Origin of the sequence: Streptomyces sodiiphilus (assembly GCF_039529215.1) — a bacterium.
GTDB classification, from domain to species: domain Bacteria; phylum Actinomycetota; class Actinomycetes; order Streptomycetales; family Streptomycetaceae; genus Streptomyces; species Streptomyces sodiiphilus.
Genome location: NZ_BAAAMJ010000082.1, coordinates 1 through 16,592, shown reverse-complemented (window position 1 = coordinate 16,592; position 16,592 = coordinate 1). Strand labels below are relative to the sequence as shown.

General features: G+C 64.1%; 14 protein-coding genes. 5 read left to right on the top strand and 9 right to left on the bottom strand.

What is annotated here, in order from left to right:
* Window positions 1-39 precede the first annotated feature (39 nt).
* The 8 genes from tyrS to ABD299_RS23890 form a co-directional block, all read right to left on the bottom strand.
* Window positions 40-1,443: a tyrosine--tRNA ligase gene (tyrS, locus tag ABD299_RS23925; protein ID WP_344266561.1), complete on the bottom strand. Its 1,404-nt coding sequence runs from the start codon at window positions 1,441-1,443 to the stop codon at window positions 40-42.
* 98 nt (window positions 1,444-1,541) lie between these two features.
* Entirely contained in the window at window positions 1,542-2,453 is a 912-nt protein-coding gene (locus tag ABD299_RS23920; RefSeq protein ID WP_344266559.1) for a glycosyltransferase family 2 protein, read from the bottom strand.
* On the bottom strand, window positions 2,450-3,541 hold the full coding sequence (locus ABD299_RS23915) for a hypothetical protein (protein WP_344266556.1): 1,092 nt from the start codon (window positions 3,539-3,541) through the stop codon (window positions 2,450-2,452). The genes ABD299_RS23920 and ABD299_RS23915 overlap by 4 nt, the downstream gene beginning before the upstream one ends.
* Entirely contained in the window at window positions 3,538-4,248 is a 711-nt protein-coding gene (locus ABD299_RS23910) for a class I SAM-dependent methyltransferase (RefSeq protein WP_344266554.1), read from the bottom strand. Before ABD299_RS23910 ends, ABD299_RS23915 begins: the two co-directional genes overlap by 4 nt.
* 14 nt (window positions 4,249-4,262) lie before the next feature.
* Complete coding sequence (locus ABD299_RS23905; protein ID WP_344266552.1) at window positions 4,263-5,279, bottom strand: nucleotidyl transferase family protein; 1,017 nt, start codon at window positions 5,277-5,279, stop codon at window positions 4,263-4,265.
* A complete protein-coding gene (locus ABD299_RS23900) occupies window positions 5,276-6,172 on the bottom strand; it encodes a radical SAM protein (protein ID WP_344266549.1) in 897 nt (298 codons plus the stop codon). The genes ABD299_RS23905 and ABD299_RS23900 overlap by 4 nt, the downstream gene beginning before the upstream one ends.
* Window positions 6,166-7,317 (bottom strand): hypothetical protein, encoded by a 1,152-nt coding sequence (locus ABD299_RS23895; protein ID WP_344266547.1) that lies wholly within the window; start codon window positions 7,315-7,317, stop codon window positions 6,166-6,168. The genes ABD299_RS23900 and ABD299_RS23895 overlap by 7 nt, the downstream gene beginning before the upstream one ends.
* Window positions 7,318-7,334: 17 nt before the next feature.
* Window positions 7,335-8,336 (bottom strand): zinc-dependent alcohol dehydrogenase, encoded by a 1,002-nt coding sequence (locus ABD299_RS23890; RefSeq protein ID WP_344266544.1) that lies wholly within the window; start codon window positions 8,334-8,336, stop codon window positions 7,335-7,337.
* A gap of 288 nt (window positions 8,337-8,624) precedes the next feature.
* On the opposite strand from ABD299_RS23890, the gene ABD299_RS23885 reads away from it, so the two are divergent.
* Window positions 8,625-9,857: a helix-turn-helix domain-containing protein gene (locus tag ABD299_RS23885; protein ID WP_344266541.1), complete on the top strand. Its 1,233-nt coding sequence runs from the start codon at window positions 8,625-8,627 to the stop codon at window positions 9,855-9,857.
* Between the two features lie 10 nt (window positions 9,858-9,867).
* A complete protein-coding gene (locus ABD299_RS23880) occupies window positions 9,868-10,341 on the top strand; it encodes an NUDIX domain-containing protein (protein ID WP_344266538.1) in 474 nt (157 codons plus the stop codon).
* A 163-nt stretch (window positions 10,342-10,504) separates the two neighbouring features.
* Here the strand turns inward: ABD299_RS23880 and ABD299_RS25210 are convergent, their stop codons facing one another.
* Complete coding sequence (locus ABD299_RS25210) at window positions 10,505-11,785, bottom strand: N-6 DNA methylase (RefSeq protein WP_425581410.1); 1,281 nt, start codon at window positions 11,783-11,785, stop codon at window positions 10,505-10,507.
* 142 nt (window positions 11,786-11,927) lie between these two features.
* Here ABD299_RS25210 and ABD299_RS23875 point away from each other — a divergent pair, with 142 nt between their 5' ends.
* The 3 genes from ABD299_RS23875 to ABD299_RS23865 are packed head-to-tail and all read left to right on the top strand — an operon-like array spanning window position 11,928 to window position 15,822.
* Window positions 11,928-14,027, top strand: coding sequence for a sensor histidine kinase (locus ABD299_RS23875; RefSeq protein ID WP_344266536.1), 2,100 nt, complete (start codon window positions 11,928-11,930; stop codon window positions 14,025-14,027).
* A 51-nt stretch (window positions 14,028-14,078) separates the two neighbouring features.
* Entirely contained in the window at window positions 14,079-14,786 is a 708-nt protein-coding gene (locus ABD299_RS23870; protein ID WP_344266534.1) for a hypothetical protein, read from the top strand.
* Between the two features lie 37 nt (window positions 14,787-14,823).
* The gene (locus tag ABD299_RS23865; RefSeq protein ID WP_344266532.1) at window positions 14,824-15,822 is read left to right on the top strand and encodes a ComEC/Rec2 family competence protein; all 999 of its coding nucleotides are present in this window, start codon (window positions 14,824-14,826) and stop codon (window positions 15,820-15,822) included.
* Window positions 15,823-16,592: the final 770 nt, after the last annotated feature.

Genomic DNA, 16,592 nt, shown 5'->3' with positions numbered 1-16,592 from the left:
GAGACCGCNGGAGGGGCGGGGCGGCGCCGCTTCGCGGCCTCAGATATCGATCCGGGCGGCCTTCCGGCCGACCTTGAGGTAGAGCTCGGCTCCAGCGAGGTCCCCGAGCTCGCCCACGACGTCGCCAAGCGTCTGCTGAACGGAAGCCTCCGTCAGGGCCGACACGTCCTGCTTCCCGTCGGACTCGCGGATCAGGCGGAGGCCCTTCTGCTGGGCGACCCGGCGCACGGCGGAGATGCTGGGGGCGAACTCAAGCGTGCGGCTGATCAGCGCGCCGAGCGTAGCTTCGGCATGGTCCTCCAGCGCGATGACGGGAAGGTTCTGAGCCTCCCCGAAGGACCGCTTGGAGAAATGCGCCGTGAACTCCGCACGGGCCGCGGCAGCGGCGTCCAGGCCGTGCAGGGCGGCCACCACTTCGCCGGCCAGGATGCGCTTGATCGCCATCGGATGCGCGCTTCCCTCTTCCAGGCGCTTGGTGACCACGCGGATCTCGTCGTCCGTCCACTCGGTGAGCAGCTGAAGGTAGGGCTCGGTCAGATGGTCCGGGATGGACATCAGCCGGCCGTACACCTCATCAGGCGCCGACGTCAGGCCCACGTAGTTGCCCTTGCTCTTGCTCATCTTGCTGCCCGTGCCATCGGTGCCCTCGATGAGCGGGGTGGTGATGACGACCTCGGGGGCCTGGTCCGAGATCTCCATGACCTTGCGGCACATCTGGAGGTTCAGCAGCTGGTCCACGCCGCCGAGTTCGACGTCGGCGTCGATGGCCACCGAGTCCCATGCCATGACAACCGAGTACACGAACTCGGCGACGGACAGTCCCTGGCCTTCGGCGAGGCGGGTGCGGAAGTCCTCACGCTGGAGCGACATGGAGGCCGGCACGTTGGCGAGGACTCCGATGAGTTCGGGCAGGGTGACCTTGTTCAGCCACTCGCCGTTGAAGCGCAGGTCGGCGCGCTGGAAGTCGATGAACGGGGTGACCTGCTGCTGGTAGCCGCTCAGGTTGCGGGCGATGTCCTCGTCCGTGAGGGGAGGCCGTTCCGAGGAGCGTCCCGACGGGTCACCGATCTTGGCCGTGACGTCGCCGATGATGAAGACGACGTGGTGCCCCATCCGCTGAAACCGGCTGGCGATGATGATCGGCACCGCGTGTCCGAGGTGCACGTCGGGCGAGGTCGGGTCGATGCCGTACTTGACGATGAACGGGCGCCCGGCGACCTGCGCGGCTTCGATTCTCTCGGCGAGCGCGGTGTCAGAGGGGATGAGGTGGTTGGCGCGCCCCGCAACCAGGGCCGCCTGCTCCTGGGGAGACAGGTCGGAGAGGTCCAGGGAGCGCCGTGCTGTTGTCTCGTCGAGCAGCTGCGCGACCGTATAGTCCGCGCCCAGGTCCGCCCCATCGAGGATGTGCGTGACACGGGTGACAGACTCGCTCAAACGGCTCATGGCGCCTATACGCTCCTGGGTCGGACAACTGGCCTGACCAGCATGGGATGGGAAGCGGCGATTTTATCACCGCCACACCCGGCACATCGCCGGAACGATCATGAATTCACCTGCTGGTCCGGGCTCGCCGCCAAGCGCACGCGTGGACGTCCCGTGATCGCGCTGGAGAGAGAGCGAAGCCACGGCGTCATCGGTCCGCGTGCGTGGATCGTGGCGGTGAGCATTCCGGGAATCGTGCGGGCCGCGGACAAGCGGTCTTTTCTCTGCAGGGCGGCCTCCACGCTGTGGCTGTGAGCGAGGGCGCGGAAATGCGAGGAAATCCTTCGGAGCCGGCGGCCGGTCGCCCACGACGGAGGCTCATCGCGCATCACGCGGAGGCGATCAGCGAGCGCCATGCACACGTCCGCACGATAGTCCTGTGACGCGCCGGGCGTACTGCGGTCGGTCATGCTGCGCGGGTGCACCCGATAGAAGGTCAACGCGTCCCGGAGGGCAACGCCTCGCCCGGCCTCACGCAGTGCGTGAAAGAAGATCTCGTTGTTCACTGGCAGGAGGCTGAGGGCGGCATCACGGCGGACGAGGAGTGTGCTCGTGCTTCCGCCAGGGTGCGGTTCCCGCAGCACTGGATTTCCATGGGAATCGACCACGTTTTCCCAGTGCTCGATGAACAGAGCGTCCCCTCTCATGGTCTCCGCGCAGACGCGCAGCTTCGACGGGTGGAACCAGTCGTCGGCGTCGAGTGGAACCACCCAGTCGCCGGAGCTGAGGAGAAAGACATCGGTCAGCGTCTGGCCGAATCCTTTCCGGCTTCTCCTGATGACCTTGATCTTTCCCTCATGGCGATGGCACACCGCCTCGGTCTCGTCGGTAGAGCCGTCGTCGATGACGACGATCTCGTGGAGGGTGAAGTTTCCGGGCTCCTGTTCCAGGCAGCTCGCTATCGCCCGGTCGAGATATCGCCCGTAGTTATGGCACAGGATCACGCAGGAAATGCGCGGCGGGGTGTTCACCGGTCACCTCCGTACACACGGCTGTAGGCGTCCAGGATCGTCCTGTGCTCTTCGGCCCTGTAGTCGAGGAACTCGCGGTCGAGAAGGCGGGGGCCTGAGCGGAGTCGTGCCGTCGCGCTCTCCAGCGCGGTCAGGAACTTCTCGCCGAAGAGGTTGGGGTGCCCCTGCGACCAGTCGAACCATTCGGGTTCGTCGACTCGTCCCTTGTGTCGCTCGTACTGCTCGTGGAGGTGACCGGTGAGGGAGCAGACCGGAAGCAGGTTCAGGTCGAAGGCCAGCTCCAGCTGTCCGGAGTGACTGCCCCAGAGGTACGGGAGCAGCAGTGCGTCGGCAGCCAGTCCGGCTGCGTTCACTTCCTGGTCCGTCGGATAGGGCCGCATGGTGAGACAGATACGAGGGTCGCGCCCGGCCAGGTCCAGGAGCAGCGGGGCGCGGCCTCCGTCGGCGAAGTCGGCCGGGCTGAAGGCGCGCAGCAGGACATGGAGGGCGCTGTGGGGATCGGTGATTCCGAGGCTCCAGTTGGCCATGGTGGACAGCTGATCCCGGCTGGCCCGTGAGGCACCGAACATGAGGTACCGGGTCGCTGAGCTGCTCGACTCGCGTTCCAGGCCGGCCAGCGCCTCCGGGGCCGCGACATACCCGTGCGGGATGATCGTTGCCCGGGGACGCTCGCCGGTTACCTCGGCCAGCTTCGCTACCGAGCCTTCGGTGAGGCAGACCCAGCCGGCCCCGGCGGAGTGGAGCATCCGCAGCCGCGCGGTGAAGTCCTCCGGGCTCCCGACCATGGGACGCGTGTCGTGGGCGGTGAAGACCACGCTGACTCCGTGGTTCAGGGACTCGTCGAGCAGGCGTTCCAGGGTGGCGGGTTCCTCGGAGTCGACGTGGTGCAGATGGAGGACGTCGAGCCAGGTGAGAGGGGCGTGTTCGAGAAGCCAGGCGGCGTTGACCGTCGCTGGCACCGTTTCGCCGCTGGGCAACTCGGTCCCGTTCAGGATGTGGAAGTCACGGCTCTGCAGCTTCCACGCGTACGGAGTGCGAGCCGGAAGATGGACGACACGCATGGCCTCGGCCCGGTGCACCGCTGTCACCGCTTCTCCCCCGTTGTCGCTCCCGCGCCGACGAGCAACAGCTGAGTGGACAGCCCGTTGGAGGCGTCATCGCTTCGGGTGAGCCCGGCATAGCGGATGTCGAACCCCGACGCTTGCAGCAGCGCCCGGAACTCATCGCTCGCCCACTCCCGGACATGGCTGGGGTTGCGGGGCGGGCCGGGAGCGTCGTAACCGCTGCGGCACTCGCGCGCCGGCGTGGAAAGTACGGCAGCCGTGCTGCCCTCCATCAGCAGGCCCCGGATCAACGACAGGGCCGGCATCGGATTCACCAGATGCTCGATCATGTCGGAGCAGACCACGAGGGACCGGCGCACAAGGCCGGGGGCGATGGGCAGTCGCTCCGCCGATTCGAGGTCGACCTCGATCCACTCCCCGAAGGGGTGGTTGTCGCGGCACCACACAAGGTTGTCGCCGTAGTCCACGCCGATGTAGGACCAGTCCGAACGCTCGGCGGCGAGCGAGGCCAGTTTGCCGGCCCGCCCGCAGCCGATATCGATCACGACGTCTCGGCCCAGCTCCCTGGCCCGCGCCGCGGCATAAGGGTAGACGTCGGGTTGCCAGGTCACGGTGTCGTCCGTCTCATCGAGGAAGTACTCGACGCGGTCCCGGCTGCGGTAGCCGTTCCTGATGAAGTAGGACTCGGGCCCGCCGATAGGTTGGCGGGAGGTCGCGGTGTCTGGGCGCACGGGAGCCTCCTCGTTCACTTCGGCCAGTGGGAGAACAGGGACAGAGTCCGCTCGATCAGTTGCTCGCGTTCGGTGTGCCACTGCTGGTTTCCCGCTTGGCGCGCGGCGGAGACACGGTCGTACTCCCGGCCGTCGACCTCGGGCAGGCACGCGTACATCTGGAGCAGGGCCGAGCCGTCGTCGGTGGGCGCGGTGTCGGGGTCCGCCCTGAGCAAGGCCCGGATGTCCTCGGCACACATGGCGGCGTCGATCCCGGAACCGGGGATGCTCTTGCTCATCTTCGGCAGGCCGCCGAGGCCGGGGATCATCTTGGTGTAGATGCCGGACAGGTGGTCTGCGGGCAGTCCCCAGCGTTCCGCTCCGCGCCGGGCGAGAGCGACGTACTTGTGTTCATCGACGCCGAGGGAGACGAGGACGTGCCGCCCTTCGCGGAGCAGGTGCACGAAGTCGGCGGCCATGAGCAGCGTGGCCTGCTTCATGCCGTAGCTGAGGTCGTCGAAGACTCCGTGGTTGCGGTAGAGCCCAGCGAGGTCCTCCTCCGCCCAGTGGAAGTCCTCGTCGTTCAGGTGGCGTGACAGCAGGAACGCGGTGGCCAGAACGTCGGTCTGGCCCTCCTGCCTCCGCAGCACGCCGCGCTCGGCGTCGAACCCCAGGGCGAGGACGAACTCCTCGTACCGGTCGGCGAGTTTCCGCACGGAGTCCAGGGGCGTACGACGTGCGTTGTAGGAGTCCAGGTCGCCCAGCACGATCTGTACGTCGAGCCCGCACTGCTGCAGCTTGATCGCGCGCAGCAGCTGGAAGAGGGTGCCGGCGTGGGGCGGCCCGCCGAGTCCTACGCCGGTGGTGACGATCGCGGGCCGCCCGTCCGCGACCGCCTCCGCGAACTCACGCGCTCCCGTATGGCACATCCACTTGGTGCGTAGATCGTCGGGACTCATCCCCGCGAGGGCGAAGTCGATGGCGCCGAGTCCCAGGCGTTCGTAGCGGTGCTGATCGATGACGCTCTCGTAGTACGCGGTGTCGAACTTCATGCGATTCCTTTCAGCTGTGCCTGCTCGCGGAGGGCGAAGGCCCGGCGGACCAGCGGCTCGAAACCATCGGTGAGAAGATCGCCGAGCACCTCGTTGCGAGGGGCCGCGACGCTGCCGAGGTCCGCGGTGACCGTCCCGTCGGCGAGGACCCACACGCGGAACGGGTACGGGTCCTGCGGCTCGCGTGTGGGCTGGGCATAGACGGCTACCTCACCGACCATCGCCCGCACCTCGTCCACGGCGCGGATGAACGCGTCCCGCCCGAAGCCGTAGATCTCCGCCTTGCGCGTGCTGGCGCGGCCGATGGGCCGGTACTGGGAGATCAGCCAGTACTCGACATCGGTACGCCCGGCTGTCCCGGCGACCAGCTGTGCCAGGCGGGGGAGGTCCTGCACGGAGCTGGCCGTGGTGAACGTGTTGAACGCGAGCCGTCGCTGGTCGGCGGCGAGGAACTCGACGTTGGACCGGAAACGCTCGAAGTACCCCTGCCCGCGGAACCAGTCGGCCGTGCCGGGGTCCGGGCCGTCAACGGCCAGGGAGTAGACGGTGACGTAGTCGCGCAGGCCGTCGTAGCGCTCGCTCAGCAGCAGCCCGTTGGTGTGGAGGTTCGTCTCGAAGCCGACTTCGGTGGCGTGCCGGAGTGCGGCCTCCAGGTGGTTGTCGTACGGCATGACGGGGTCGCCGCCGGTGAAGACGCAGCGGTGGGCCGCGGACTCGGAACGGACTCGGTCGATGACGCGGCGCACGGTGTCCGCGTCGGTCTTGACCCGGTTGCGTTCGCGGTAGCAGAAACGGCAGACGCCCGGCGAGGTGCTGGTCGGTGCCAGGTCCCAGGCGTTGCAGTCGGTGTTGAGTACGAGGTGGACGATCGCGAGCTCGTCGTAGCTCAGCATGGGGCCGCCTCCTTGGCTCCTGGGACGGCCGGGAGGGACACTGGGGTCACGGGTCGTAGGAGCGAGCGGAGCTGGCCCGCGGAGCCGCCCGTGAGTCGGACGAACCGCTGCAGCGTGTCCAGGCCCGCACCGGAGTTGATGATCGTGAGGGCAGTGTCGATGCCCGACTGCACGGTGGGCACGACCTCCGACGTCACCATGAGCAGGGCCGCGTTGAGCGCGACCGCGTTCCGCGCCTGGCCGGAGTCCTGCCCTGCCAGCACGCTGATTGCGGCGGCGACGTTCGCCCGAGGGTCCTCGTGCTGGCTGACGGATAGCAGGTCCTGCGGCATCGAAGCCACGGCCTGGCACACCTCATTACCGAAGAGCAAGTCCTCCTCGTCGGCGCCGATCCGGCAGATCCGCGCGGTACTGCCGGGAAGCAGCTCGTCCACCTGCACAGCCCTGCCGAGGCTGGAGTTGATGACCGTCACCTCGGGCAGACCGAGCCTGGAGAGCAGCCGGGCTGACGCGCCGACTGCGGGGTGCGAGAGGCCGTACACGTAGGCGTCGCACATGACAGGGCTGAGAAGGGCCGGAAACGCCAAGCTGAGGGCGTGCACGGCCTGGAACCGGCCTCCGTAGCGGCAGTCGAACTCGGGCACGCGGTTCTCGATGGAGAAGAACCCGAAGCCGGTCTCTGCCGTGATGTCCACCATCTCCCGGTGCGGCACCGCGTCGCCTGCCGCTCCCACCAAGTCGAAAAAATCACGAGACCCGGTCTTCGACGACGCACTGCGCGACCCGAGCTTCGCAATGTGCGCACCACCGGTGGCCGCCACCAGCGCGGCGGCGGTGCTGAGGTTGATCGTCTTGAACGTCTTCTTCCCGCTGCCCGTGTAGCCGACGAACCGCAGACCATCCGGCGGGCGATGAAAGTCCCACCCGCTGCGATCCAGCGCTGTCGCCGCGCGGACTGCGGCCTCGACCTCTCCCAGTCTCGGTCCCCGCAGGAGCAGCCCCGTCAGGACGCTGCCCAGCATCACATCGCGCATTCGGCCATCCGGTAACGCGAGGATGCGCGTGATCCCGTCGTGCACGTCCTCGGGCGGGATGTCGGCCGGGGAGTTGATCTGCTGAGCCAGCAACGGCGTTGTGCTTGCCATGGCAAGGGCTCCTTCCGTCATGTTTCGGAGGTGAGCAGGACCTTGAAAGGGCGATCGTGAGCTTCGTTGGTCAGGTCCTTCAGGCCCCGCGGCAACTGGCTGAGGGGAAGGCGATGGCCGGTCATCAGGGCAGCCCAGTCGCCGCCCTTGCGGATCACCTCGATGGCGTCCCGGAAGTCGTCGTGGCCATCCGCGCGGCAGTAGGAGAAGGAACCGCGCAGCGTGATCGAGCGCCGGAACACGTCCCGCAGGGGGACCGAGAGAGCGACGCGGGGCGCGTACGCGTTCTGGACGAGGATGGTTCCGCCGTCACGCACGGCCTTCAGCGCCTGGCGTACGGGGGCATCGCTGTGACCGGACGCGGCATCCACGACGGCATCGCACGCCGGCAGGCCGGCGGCGTGGAGTGAGATGTGCCGGCCCAGGACCTGCCGCAGTTGGTGCGACCGCGAAGGTGACCTGACCAGCAGGTGGACGTCCCACCCCGCCTCGGCCGCGCAGACAGCCGTGCACACGGCGATGACGCCGCCCCCGACGATGCCGAGCCGCCCCGACCGCCCGCGGAGCCCGCAGCGGACTCCGTGCAGGGCCACCGCCATCGGATCGGCGAGGACGCCATGCGCGGGATCTTGCAGATGGGGAATCGGGACGATGCTGTTACGGGGCACCCGCACGCGATCGGCGAGACCCCCGGGAAGATCCCAGCCGATACGCCGAAGTCCCGGGCACAGGTGAACATGCCCGCGGTCGCAGGAGTGGCACGAGCGGCAGGAGATCAGCGGATCTACCACGACCGAACCGAGCGTCTCGGCGTCAATGCCGACGATCTCGTGCCCGGGGTACCACGGCTCCGGCAGTCGTCCTTGCCACGGGTGATTGAGCTTGGCCACATCGCTTCCACACAGCCCCGCGTGCCGCACCCGGACGAGCGTCGTGTCACCCGCCTGGGAGCCGCCGACCGGGGCGGGAAACCGGGCAAGGACACGGTTCCGGACCGCCCATGCGTACGGACCGCTCATCGCTGTCCCACTCCGTCCAGCAACGAAGGACGAGCGCGAACCGCCGTCGTACTTGCCTCGACGGTGCTCTGGGTCATGGCGGTTTCGCGCATGACAAACTCCGATCTCTCGGTCTGAGAAGACGGGTGGGACGGACGAGCGTCTTTGGCCAATGCCAGCCGGTGCGAGCTGAGTTGCTCGCATTAGCCAGCGACGTGCTCGGTCAGTTGCGACAGTAGTCAGGGCACCCCAGAGCACCCCGGAAAATCCTTCCGGGGTCCACTTCGGCCAGGAGGTGACGATCACGCCATGCGCGGGTTGGCAGAGAATCTCACCATCGGGGAACGCGTCGCCTGGTATCGGCGCCGGCGCGGCCTCTCCCAAGAAGTCCTGGCCGGCCTCGTCGGCCGCACCACGGACTGGCTTAGCAAGGCGGAGAACAACCGGATCGAGCTCGATCGCCTCTCGGTGATCAGCTCACTCGCCGAGGCTCTCGACGTCACCCTTGGAGACCTGCTCGCCGAACCGACCCTCATGGGATGGTCAACCGACAGCGGCCACCGCACGGTGGCCGCGCTCCGCGGAGCGCTCATGGACTACAAGCAGCTCACCCCGCTGCTGGGAGCTGCCCCCGAGAGCGAACCACCTGACCTGCAGGACCTTCGGACCAACGTGAGCGAGGTCCTCGACGCCTATCAGGCATCCCGCTACGGCTTCGCCACCCGACGCCTGCCCCTCGTCGTGAACGACGCCCTCGCCGCCTCCCGCTCCTACTCGGGACACGAAAGGGAAGAGGCTCATGCGCTGCTCGCCCTGGCTTACCACGGCGCAGCCATGGTGCTGGGCAAGGTCGGCGAGGCCGAACTGGCATGGGTCGCAGCCGACCGCGGGCTGACCGCCGCGCAACACAGCGGCAGGAGCGTCGTGACGGGCTCGCTGTTCCGGGCGGTGACCCACTGTCTCCTGGCCACCGGGCGCTTCTCATCAGCGGTCGATCTGGTCAACGACGCGGCGGCCGTCATGCAGCCGGCGCTGGGCCACGCCAGCGAGGATTACCTCTCCGTATACGGCACCCTGTTCCTCGCCGGGGCGATGGCCGCCGCGCGGGCAGAGGACCGCGCAACCACCCAGAGCTTTCTCCGAGAGGCTGACGAGACAGCACAACGTCTCGGCGCCGACGCCAACCGGATGTGGACCGCCTTCGGACCGACGAACGTGGCCATCCACTGCGTCGCCACCGCTGGCGAGCTCGGCGACATTCAGATCGCCGCAGACCTCGGCGCGCGGGTCGACACCAGCGGCATGCCCGTGGAACGGCGCGTACGGCACAGCCTCGAAGTCGCCCGGGCGCTGAGCGCCTGGAACCGCACCGACGAAGCGCTGACCATCCTGCTGGACGCCGAACAGACTGCCCCCGAGCAGGTGCGCCACCACTACATGAGCCGGGAGCTCGTCATCGGCTGGATACGCGGCACCAGGGGCCGGCCCTCACTTCCGGTTTCCGACCTGGCCCGCAGACTGGGAGTGGTCGGGGGCAGCTAGAGTCCGAACCGTGACCGACAACGAGCACGAAGCGAAGATGGCCCGCCCCCGGATGGCCGCAGGCGCGCTGTTCTTCGATGAGGCCGATCAGGTCCTCCTCGTCGAGCCGTCGTATAAGAACTACCGCGATGTTCCCGGAGGCTACGTCGAGACGGGCGAGTCGCCCCGGCAAGCCTGCGTGCGCGAGGTCCGGGAAGAGCTGGGCATCGAACCGCACATCGGCCATCTCCTCGTCATCGACTGGGCCCCGAACCCGGGCGAGGGGGACAAGGTCCTCTACCTCTTCGACGGCGGCCAGCTGAGCGAAGGCGACCGCGAGCGCATCGTGCTGCAGGCAGACGAGCTCCGCACGTATGACTTCCATCCCGTAGACCAGCTGTCAGAGCTCACCATCCCCCGCCTGGCGCGCCGAATCACGGCTGGCGTCCATGCGCGGACGAACGACCTCACTGCCTACCTGGAGCACGGAGTGGGGCCGGTATAGGGGCCCAGATGACACTCCCTGTACTGAACCTTTCTTATCCAGAGCTTCAGGTCGAAGCCCCATGAGTACCTGGCGAGTCGCCGCCGGACCGGCCATCCGGCACCCACCCCTACCCGGAACCAGAAAGACCCGCACGAAAGCCGATCATCAAACCGATCAAGATTCACACGGTGGATCCAGGATCATTCCATGGAAGTTGCCTGATCGCCGATACGGTTAGATGGCGGCAACGGATCCGATCGTCAAGTATTTCATTTGTAGATGGCGAATCGAGTAGCTTGACTAGTGCCTCGCATGCCTTGATGCCGCCCCTCATCGGCTTTGCAACCAACAGATGGTTATCGACGGCTACCGCCTGATGCCCGGTAATGAGTACGCCGGAGGCACGGGACGAAGCTCCTTGAGTAGGGCGAGAGGTCCTTCTGATTGCAACAAAAGGCGGATCAAAGAGGCGTCCACCAAATAGGCGCTGTCGGGAAGGGATTTCCATGCATCCTGTGGGAGGAAGGTCTCGCGCGATCAGGAATGGCCTGTTTTCGCCTTCGTGGGGATCACGATTATCGACCACGGTGCCCACTCGAACCTCGAAGAGGTCCCCAACAGCCCTACCATTCGAGGGTTTACTCCACCACGGAACAACGTCCCGACATGGGCCGATTCCCCGGACCTTAGCTACAAGCAAAAAGACATCAATGTCGGTATGATCGTCAAAAATACCCAAAGGCTCTACACGGGTGACGTCCGTGTGACACTCAACGGTCGCTCGCCATTTTGTGAAGTTCGAACCACTCCGCAATGAGTCCGGCAGAATAGCAACTATATGGCCACTTTTCTTGACATGCCTCAGAGAATCGAGAAAAAAGATCGCCGCGTTTGATGTCTGCCCCTGAGCCCATTTGCGATGTTTGTTTGCCGGGGCACGAGTGAATGGGGGGTTCAATAGCACGGCATCTACTTGCCTCAAATCTTGAGTCCGAGCGTCGGCTTGCCTGATGTTACTAAGGTGCTCTAGTAAGTCAGCAGACCCCTCGAAACGGCCGGACAACTCATAGTGCCGCATCATGGCCGCTAGTATAATTCTGCGCCGAGCAGTTTGCACAAATTCCTCGTGCAGGTCCCAACCGTGGAGTTTCTCTTCCCAATCCGCGAGGGTCTCAGAAACTGTTGAACTGATGGGCATTGCCTCAGTTGCTGCCAGCAAGAGGTCGCCGGCACCGCACGTTGGATCAAGGTAGGACTCGACTGGGGTGGATCTCAGAGCATCGGCGACCTTTGCCCGGAGGTTACTAGGAGTGAAGAAGGCCCCTACCTGCCGCCGGTAGGTGAGGGGCACGAGCCGTCTCAACTCGTCCGCTGAGTGACCGTCAAGTAGCTGGTCCACCTGTGCGCGCACTGCCCCTCCTTGGCCCCGCAGGCTTCCGAGTACCCCGTCGATGTGGGCCATGTGCTCTTGGTACGCCGCACTGCCGGGCGCGCTGTCCACGTTCCAACTCCCCTACTCGGCGAACCCTGTTGGACTGAGGGCCGCAAGGGTACTATGTCCCCAATCATCGTTGGGACATGTCGACGCGTGGTGAGGATGTTGCGTGGCATCGATAGCTAGCCTCAGGTTCTCTCCGGAGATTTTGCGTCGGTTAGGTGAGGAGCTCGTCCCACACCCAGATTTGGGAGTCATCGAGCTCGTACGCAACGCGTACGATGCCGACGCCCCGACTTGCTCTGTCGAGATGGAGTCCGTTGAGAGCCGCGGCGGTCGGATTGTCGTGACCGATACCGGCGATGGCATGACGGAAGACGATATCGTCCGTGGTTGGTTACTTCTTGGAAAGTCAACTAAGGCTGAGTCAACACTCACCGCGAAGGGCCGTAGGAAGGTTGGCGAAAAGGGCCTCGGACGCCTAGCCGCCCTGCGACTGGGTCGTTACGTGACGCTCACTACTCGCCCACGTGAGACCCCCGGCGTGCAGCATGTCCTGCAAATCGACTGGCGCAGCTTTGATATCGTCTCAGCAGTTGAAGACGTACAGCTCAGCATCACGACAGTGCCGACCCAGGAAAATCCAGGGACAAGCATTGAGATCGATGAACTGTCCACGGCTTTTAAGCCGAGAGACATTGAGCGCCTGGCGCGAGCCCTGGTCCTATTGACTGGCCCTTTTCCAGGTCCGGCTGATTTTCGAGTCGAGCTGAATGCCCCCGAGTTTCAGAAACTTGCGAGCATCGTCCATCAAGATTTCTTTGACGAATCCGAGTATCGTATTGTCGCAAAGCTGAACGATACTGGGCGTGCCTCAGCTGTGCTCTATGACTGGCGAGGTGAAGAAATCGCGAGCGGGGGGCACAGTGAAGTAAGCTCCGCAGGTTCAGAGCGGGGCGACTCCCCAATCGCGTACTTCACAGCCGCGGCACACTTTGAGCTTTGGTCCTACAATTTGAGCGCGAACGCGTTCACCCTCCGTGGATCGAAACACAAAGTGTCCGAAGTTAGGAAGTGGCTGAGGTCGGTCGGTGGTGTTCATCTCTACCATCGGAATCTGCGAGTACACCCTTACGGAGATGAGGGGCACGACTGGCTTGATATGAACCTGCGCCGGGTGCGTAGTCCTGAGCTGCGCCCCGGAACGAACACCGCTGTTGGACGCGTGAGCGTAATCGATGAGGGTCAGCAGCTCACTCCCAAGACTGACCGAACCGGTTTCCTTGAAACACCAGAATTCGTAGAACTCGCGCGATTCGGTCGCAATGTTCTGGACTGGGCAGCGAAGGAACTCCTACGGCGCCGCGAAAGAGAGAAGGGAAAGAAGCAGGAGCAAGCCGGTGATAAGGTAGAGAACGCCCTGCATAAGCTTCAGGAAACCGTCAACCGGCTCCCTCCCCAACAGCGAAGGGAGGTTTTGGAGGCTACCAACTTCTTGCGGTCTGCGTTCGATGAGAAAGTTCGGGCAGTCGAAGATGACCTTCTTCTGTACCGGACGCTCAGCACTGTCGGAACTACAACGGCTGTTTTTGCGCACGAAACAAAGCAGCCTGTTGATCTGATCGACCAAGCATCTGGCGTGATTGCACGGCGAGCGTCTCGTCTACTAAAGGAACAATACTCCGACCAGTTGTCTGAACCGGTAGAGACCGTGCGTCTGGCCGCTGATTCACTTCGAACCTATGCGGACATTCCTCTACGCCTTTTGCACCGGAGGAAACGCCGGGCGAAGGTCGTCGATGTCAACGAGGTTGCTGCAGACATCGTTGGGCTTTTCGGTCCGCACCTAGATGGCGCAAACGTCCAGGTTGAGTTGCAATTGGCTGATCATGGGACGCCGGTGAAAGCGACTGTTGCCGCAATTGAAGCCATTCTGGCCAACCTTCTCGCCAATGCGACATACGCCTTCACCCAGCCACACGTGGACGGTACGTCGCAGAGGCTAATTGTCATTAGGACCGATCTCAATGCGGACTCGGTTTTCGTGACAGTGATGGACAACGGGCCCGGCATTGATACGTCGAAGCTGCCCCTTGATGATATTTGGCTGCCGGGTGCGACGACACGGGAGGATGGAACGGGTCTCGGACTTACAATCGTGAGGGACGCCACGAGAGACCTGAAAGGCGAGGTTTTCGCTAAACCCATCGGAGAAATTGGCGGTGCGGAGTTCAGTATTGAACTACCACTTGCCACGACTCTTTCTTAGTTCCTTTGCCTATCGGACCGCCGCCCATTAACAGCCTAGGAGGAAGTCATAGTGAACGTGCTGGGTCGTCCGCTCAGCCCTGGCGATCCGATCGCGATCATTGAGGATGAAGAGGTAAATAGGCGAGCGACAGGGTGGATAGTCGAAGAGGCCGACTTCACGCCCCTTCCTATCGCCCGCATCCCAGCAACTGTGGATGAATTGTTTGCTGAAATCGAAGGTAGGGCTGCCGCAGTGATCTGTGATCACCGCCTGGGACGGGGAAGTGCCGTTTCTTATTTTGGTGCTGAGGTGGTCGCAAAAAGCAATCGAAGGAAGATCCCGGCGGTATTACTGACAAGCTATGCCAACAGCGATGAGAATTCGACCATTCGTCGTTGGCGATCCGAAATCCCCATGCTTCTGAGTAGAGGGCCAGACAGTGACCCTGATCGTCTAGCGCAGGCACTCACCCTCGCAGAGGATGAGTGCCGGGGAGTGTACATCGAGGCCCGGAAGCCGTACCGCGTCATCGTGCGGGTGCAGGACTGTCGCTATGGCCCGGAAGAGGTTGTAGCGGAGTGCGTCGTAACGGCCTGGCAGCCTCGGACTACTGTTGATGTTCCGGCATCGATGATCGCTGATGCATTGAATACTCCGATTGACCAGCTTGTCGGTAAACGCCTCAGTGCCGACGTGAATATTTACGCGCCTACAGCCGGTGAGCTGTACTTTCGCGACTTCAGGATGGGGCCGGGGGTGGCGCTGAATGGTAACTAGTTCCATCGGCGCTTGTAGCACGGCTAAGCCGCTTGAAGTGATTATCGTCGATGTTGGTCACGGAAACTGCGCTATTGTGCGAGATGGACTCAAGAGCACGATTGTGGACATACCTCGCGGGAAGCCTGTTATCAGTGCACTCGTGAATAATAAGTGCCATCAGATTGAGCACCTTCTGCTGTCCCATCCGGATGAGGATCACATTGGTGGTGCCGCGCGTCTATTAGCTGACCCTGATGTGAACATCGCTAATTTCTGGTGCAACCCCAGCGCTATTCATGATACGGAAACGTACCTCGACCTGGTCGAACAAGCTGCGCTCCGCGAAGACCAGCGGAAGACGCGTTATCGAAGCAACTTAAATGTAGGCACTCGTGAGGATCTCAATTTTGAGCGGGTGAGCATCGAGGTGCTTCATCCTGATATGCGCTTCGCCGGGATTGGTCAGACCCCCAGAAGGCACAAGTTGGGTGAAATTCCGAGTAACCGCATGTCTGCTGTGTTGCGGGTAAGCCTCGCAGGTGCCCCAGCCGTGCTGCTCGCTGCAGACATCGACGACAAGGGATTCGAAGCAATTGTACGGCGCGGTGTCGATTTGCAGGCACCGGTCCTGGTATTCCCTCACCACGGCGGTTCGGCGAAGGGTGGGGATGACAGGGACTTCGCCAGGCGTGTGTGCGAGTACGTGCAACCTCGACTGGTGGTCTTCTCTCTTGGGCGACACAAGTATAAAAACCCGCTTCCCCAGGTGCTCGCCGGCGTCAAAGATGCAGTCCCTTCAGCACATATCGCGTGCACGCAAATCAGTAAGCACTGCCACGCTCGTGATGCAGTGAGTGGAAGCGCGGCGCACCTGTCACCATCGTGGCCGTCGGCCGGTAGGGCCAAGGGGGAATCGTGCGCGGGCACGATTGTTGTCCGCGCTGGAAATAACGGCGATATAGTTTATTATCCTGCGCAGAGTGAGCATGGTAGATTTGTGATCCAAAATCTGGATGCCCCCCGGTGCCTCGGAGCTCCTCGCGCGATGGGGTGAATGCGCCGGGGTGGCAGTTAGCTTTTCTCAGTGAAGTTCATCGCCATGCACCGTTGAGGACGATTGCCGCTTTCGTGATGGCGCCGATTCGTGTGGGACTGGTGGTCATGTGTTGGTGTGCGCCAGCGTTGTTTGAGCTCAGCGTCGGCGCGTTCTCGCAGGGCTCGGATGCCGCGCAGGGGCCGGTTGTGGGTGCGGCTATCGGGGGCAAGCGCGAGGAGATGTCGGGGTGGAGGTGGACGGGTGTGTGGATTCCGGCGCCTGTGTCGGCGAGTGTGGGAGTCTGTTGCGGGCCGCCGCGTACAGGGCTGGCAGGGCATGGATGCGGCGCGCGTGCAGGTCGTGGACCAAGCCGGGTTCGACCTCGGAGCCCCATAGCGGTGCACCGTCCGGAGCGGCGATGAACTGCGCGTTTCCGGTAAAGTGCCGACCTTTCCGGAGCCAGACCACCGGCTGGCACGCGTAGCCCAGCAGGTGCACCAGGCGCCCCGGAGGGCCGCCGCCCGGGCGCCTGGTACATCCACGGAGGCGGGACGATGGTTGCAGTTTTGGTTGCATTCATCGGTGTCCAGGGGTGTTCAGGAGCACCCCTGCTGGTGACTGCGCCGCAGGTCAGGACGTTGTGGGACGCTGGTGGACCGCCAAACGCAGAGTTGGAAAGCGTGTTGGGGGGAACCCCTCATGAGTTCGAATCTCGTATCCTCCGCCCAGCCTCACCGGGCTGAACGAAGGGAGCACGAGCTCCGCCGTGTCACCCGGACGGACGCCGC

Excerpts from the sequence above, each read along its gene's own strand:
- ABD299_RS23900 (WP_344266549.1), bottom strand. The coding sequence starts at position 6,172 with ATGCTGAGCTACGACGAGCTCGCGATCGTCCACCTCGTACTCAACACC.
- ABD299_RS23885 (WP_344266541.1), top strand. The coding sequence starts at position 8,625 with ATGCGCGGGTTGGCAGAGAATCTCACCATCGGGGAACGCGTCGCCTGG.
- ABD299_RS23905 (WP_344266552.1), bottom strand. The coding sequence starts at position 5,279 with ATGAAGTTCGACACCGCGTACTACGAGAGCGTCATCGATCAGCACCGC.
- tyrS (WP_344266561.1), bottom strand. The coding sequence starts at position 1,443 with ATGAGCCGTTTGAGCGAGTCTGTCACCCGTGTCACGCACATCCTCGAT.
- ABD299_RS25210 (WP_425581410.1), bottom strand. The coding sequence starts at position 11,785 with ATGGCCCACATCGACGGGGTACTCGGAAGCCTGCGGGGCCAAGGAGGG.
- ABD299_RS23895 (WP_344266547.1), bottom strand. The coding sequence starts at position 7,317 with ATGGCAAGCACAACGCCGTTGCTGGCTCAGCAGATCAACTCCCCGGCC.
- ABD299_RS23890 (WP_344266544.1), bottom strand. The coding sequence starts at position 8,336 with ATGAGCGGTCCGTACGCATGGGCGGTCCGGAACCGTGTCCTTGCCCGG.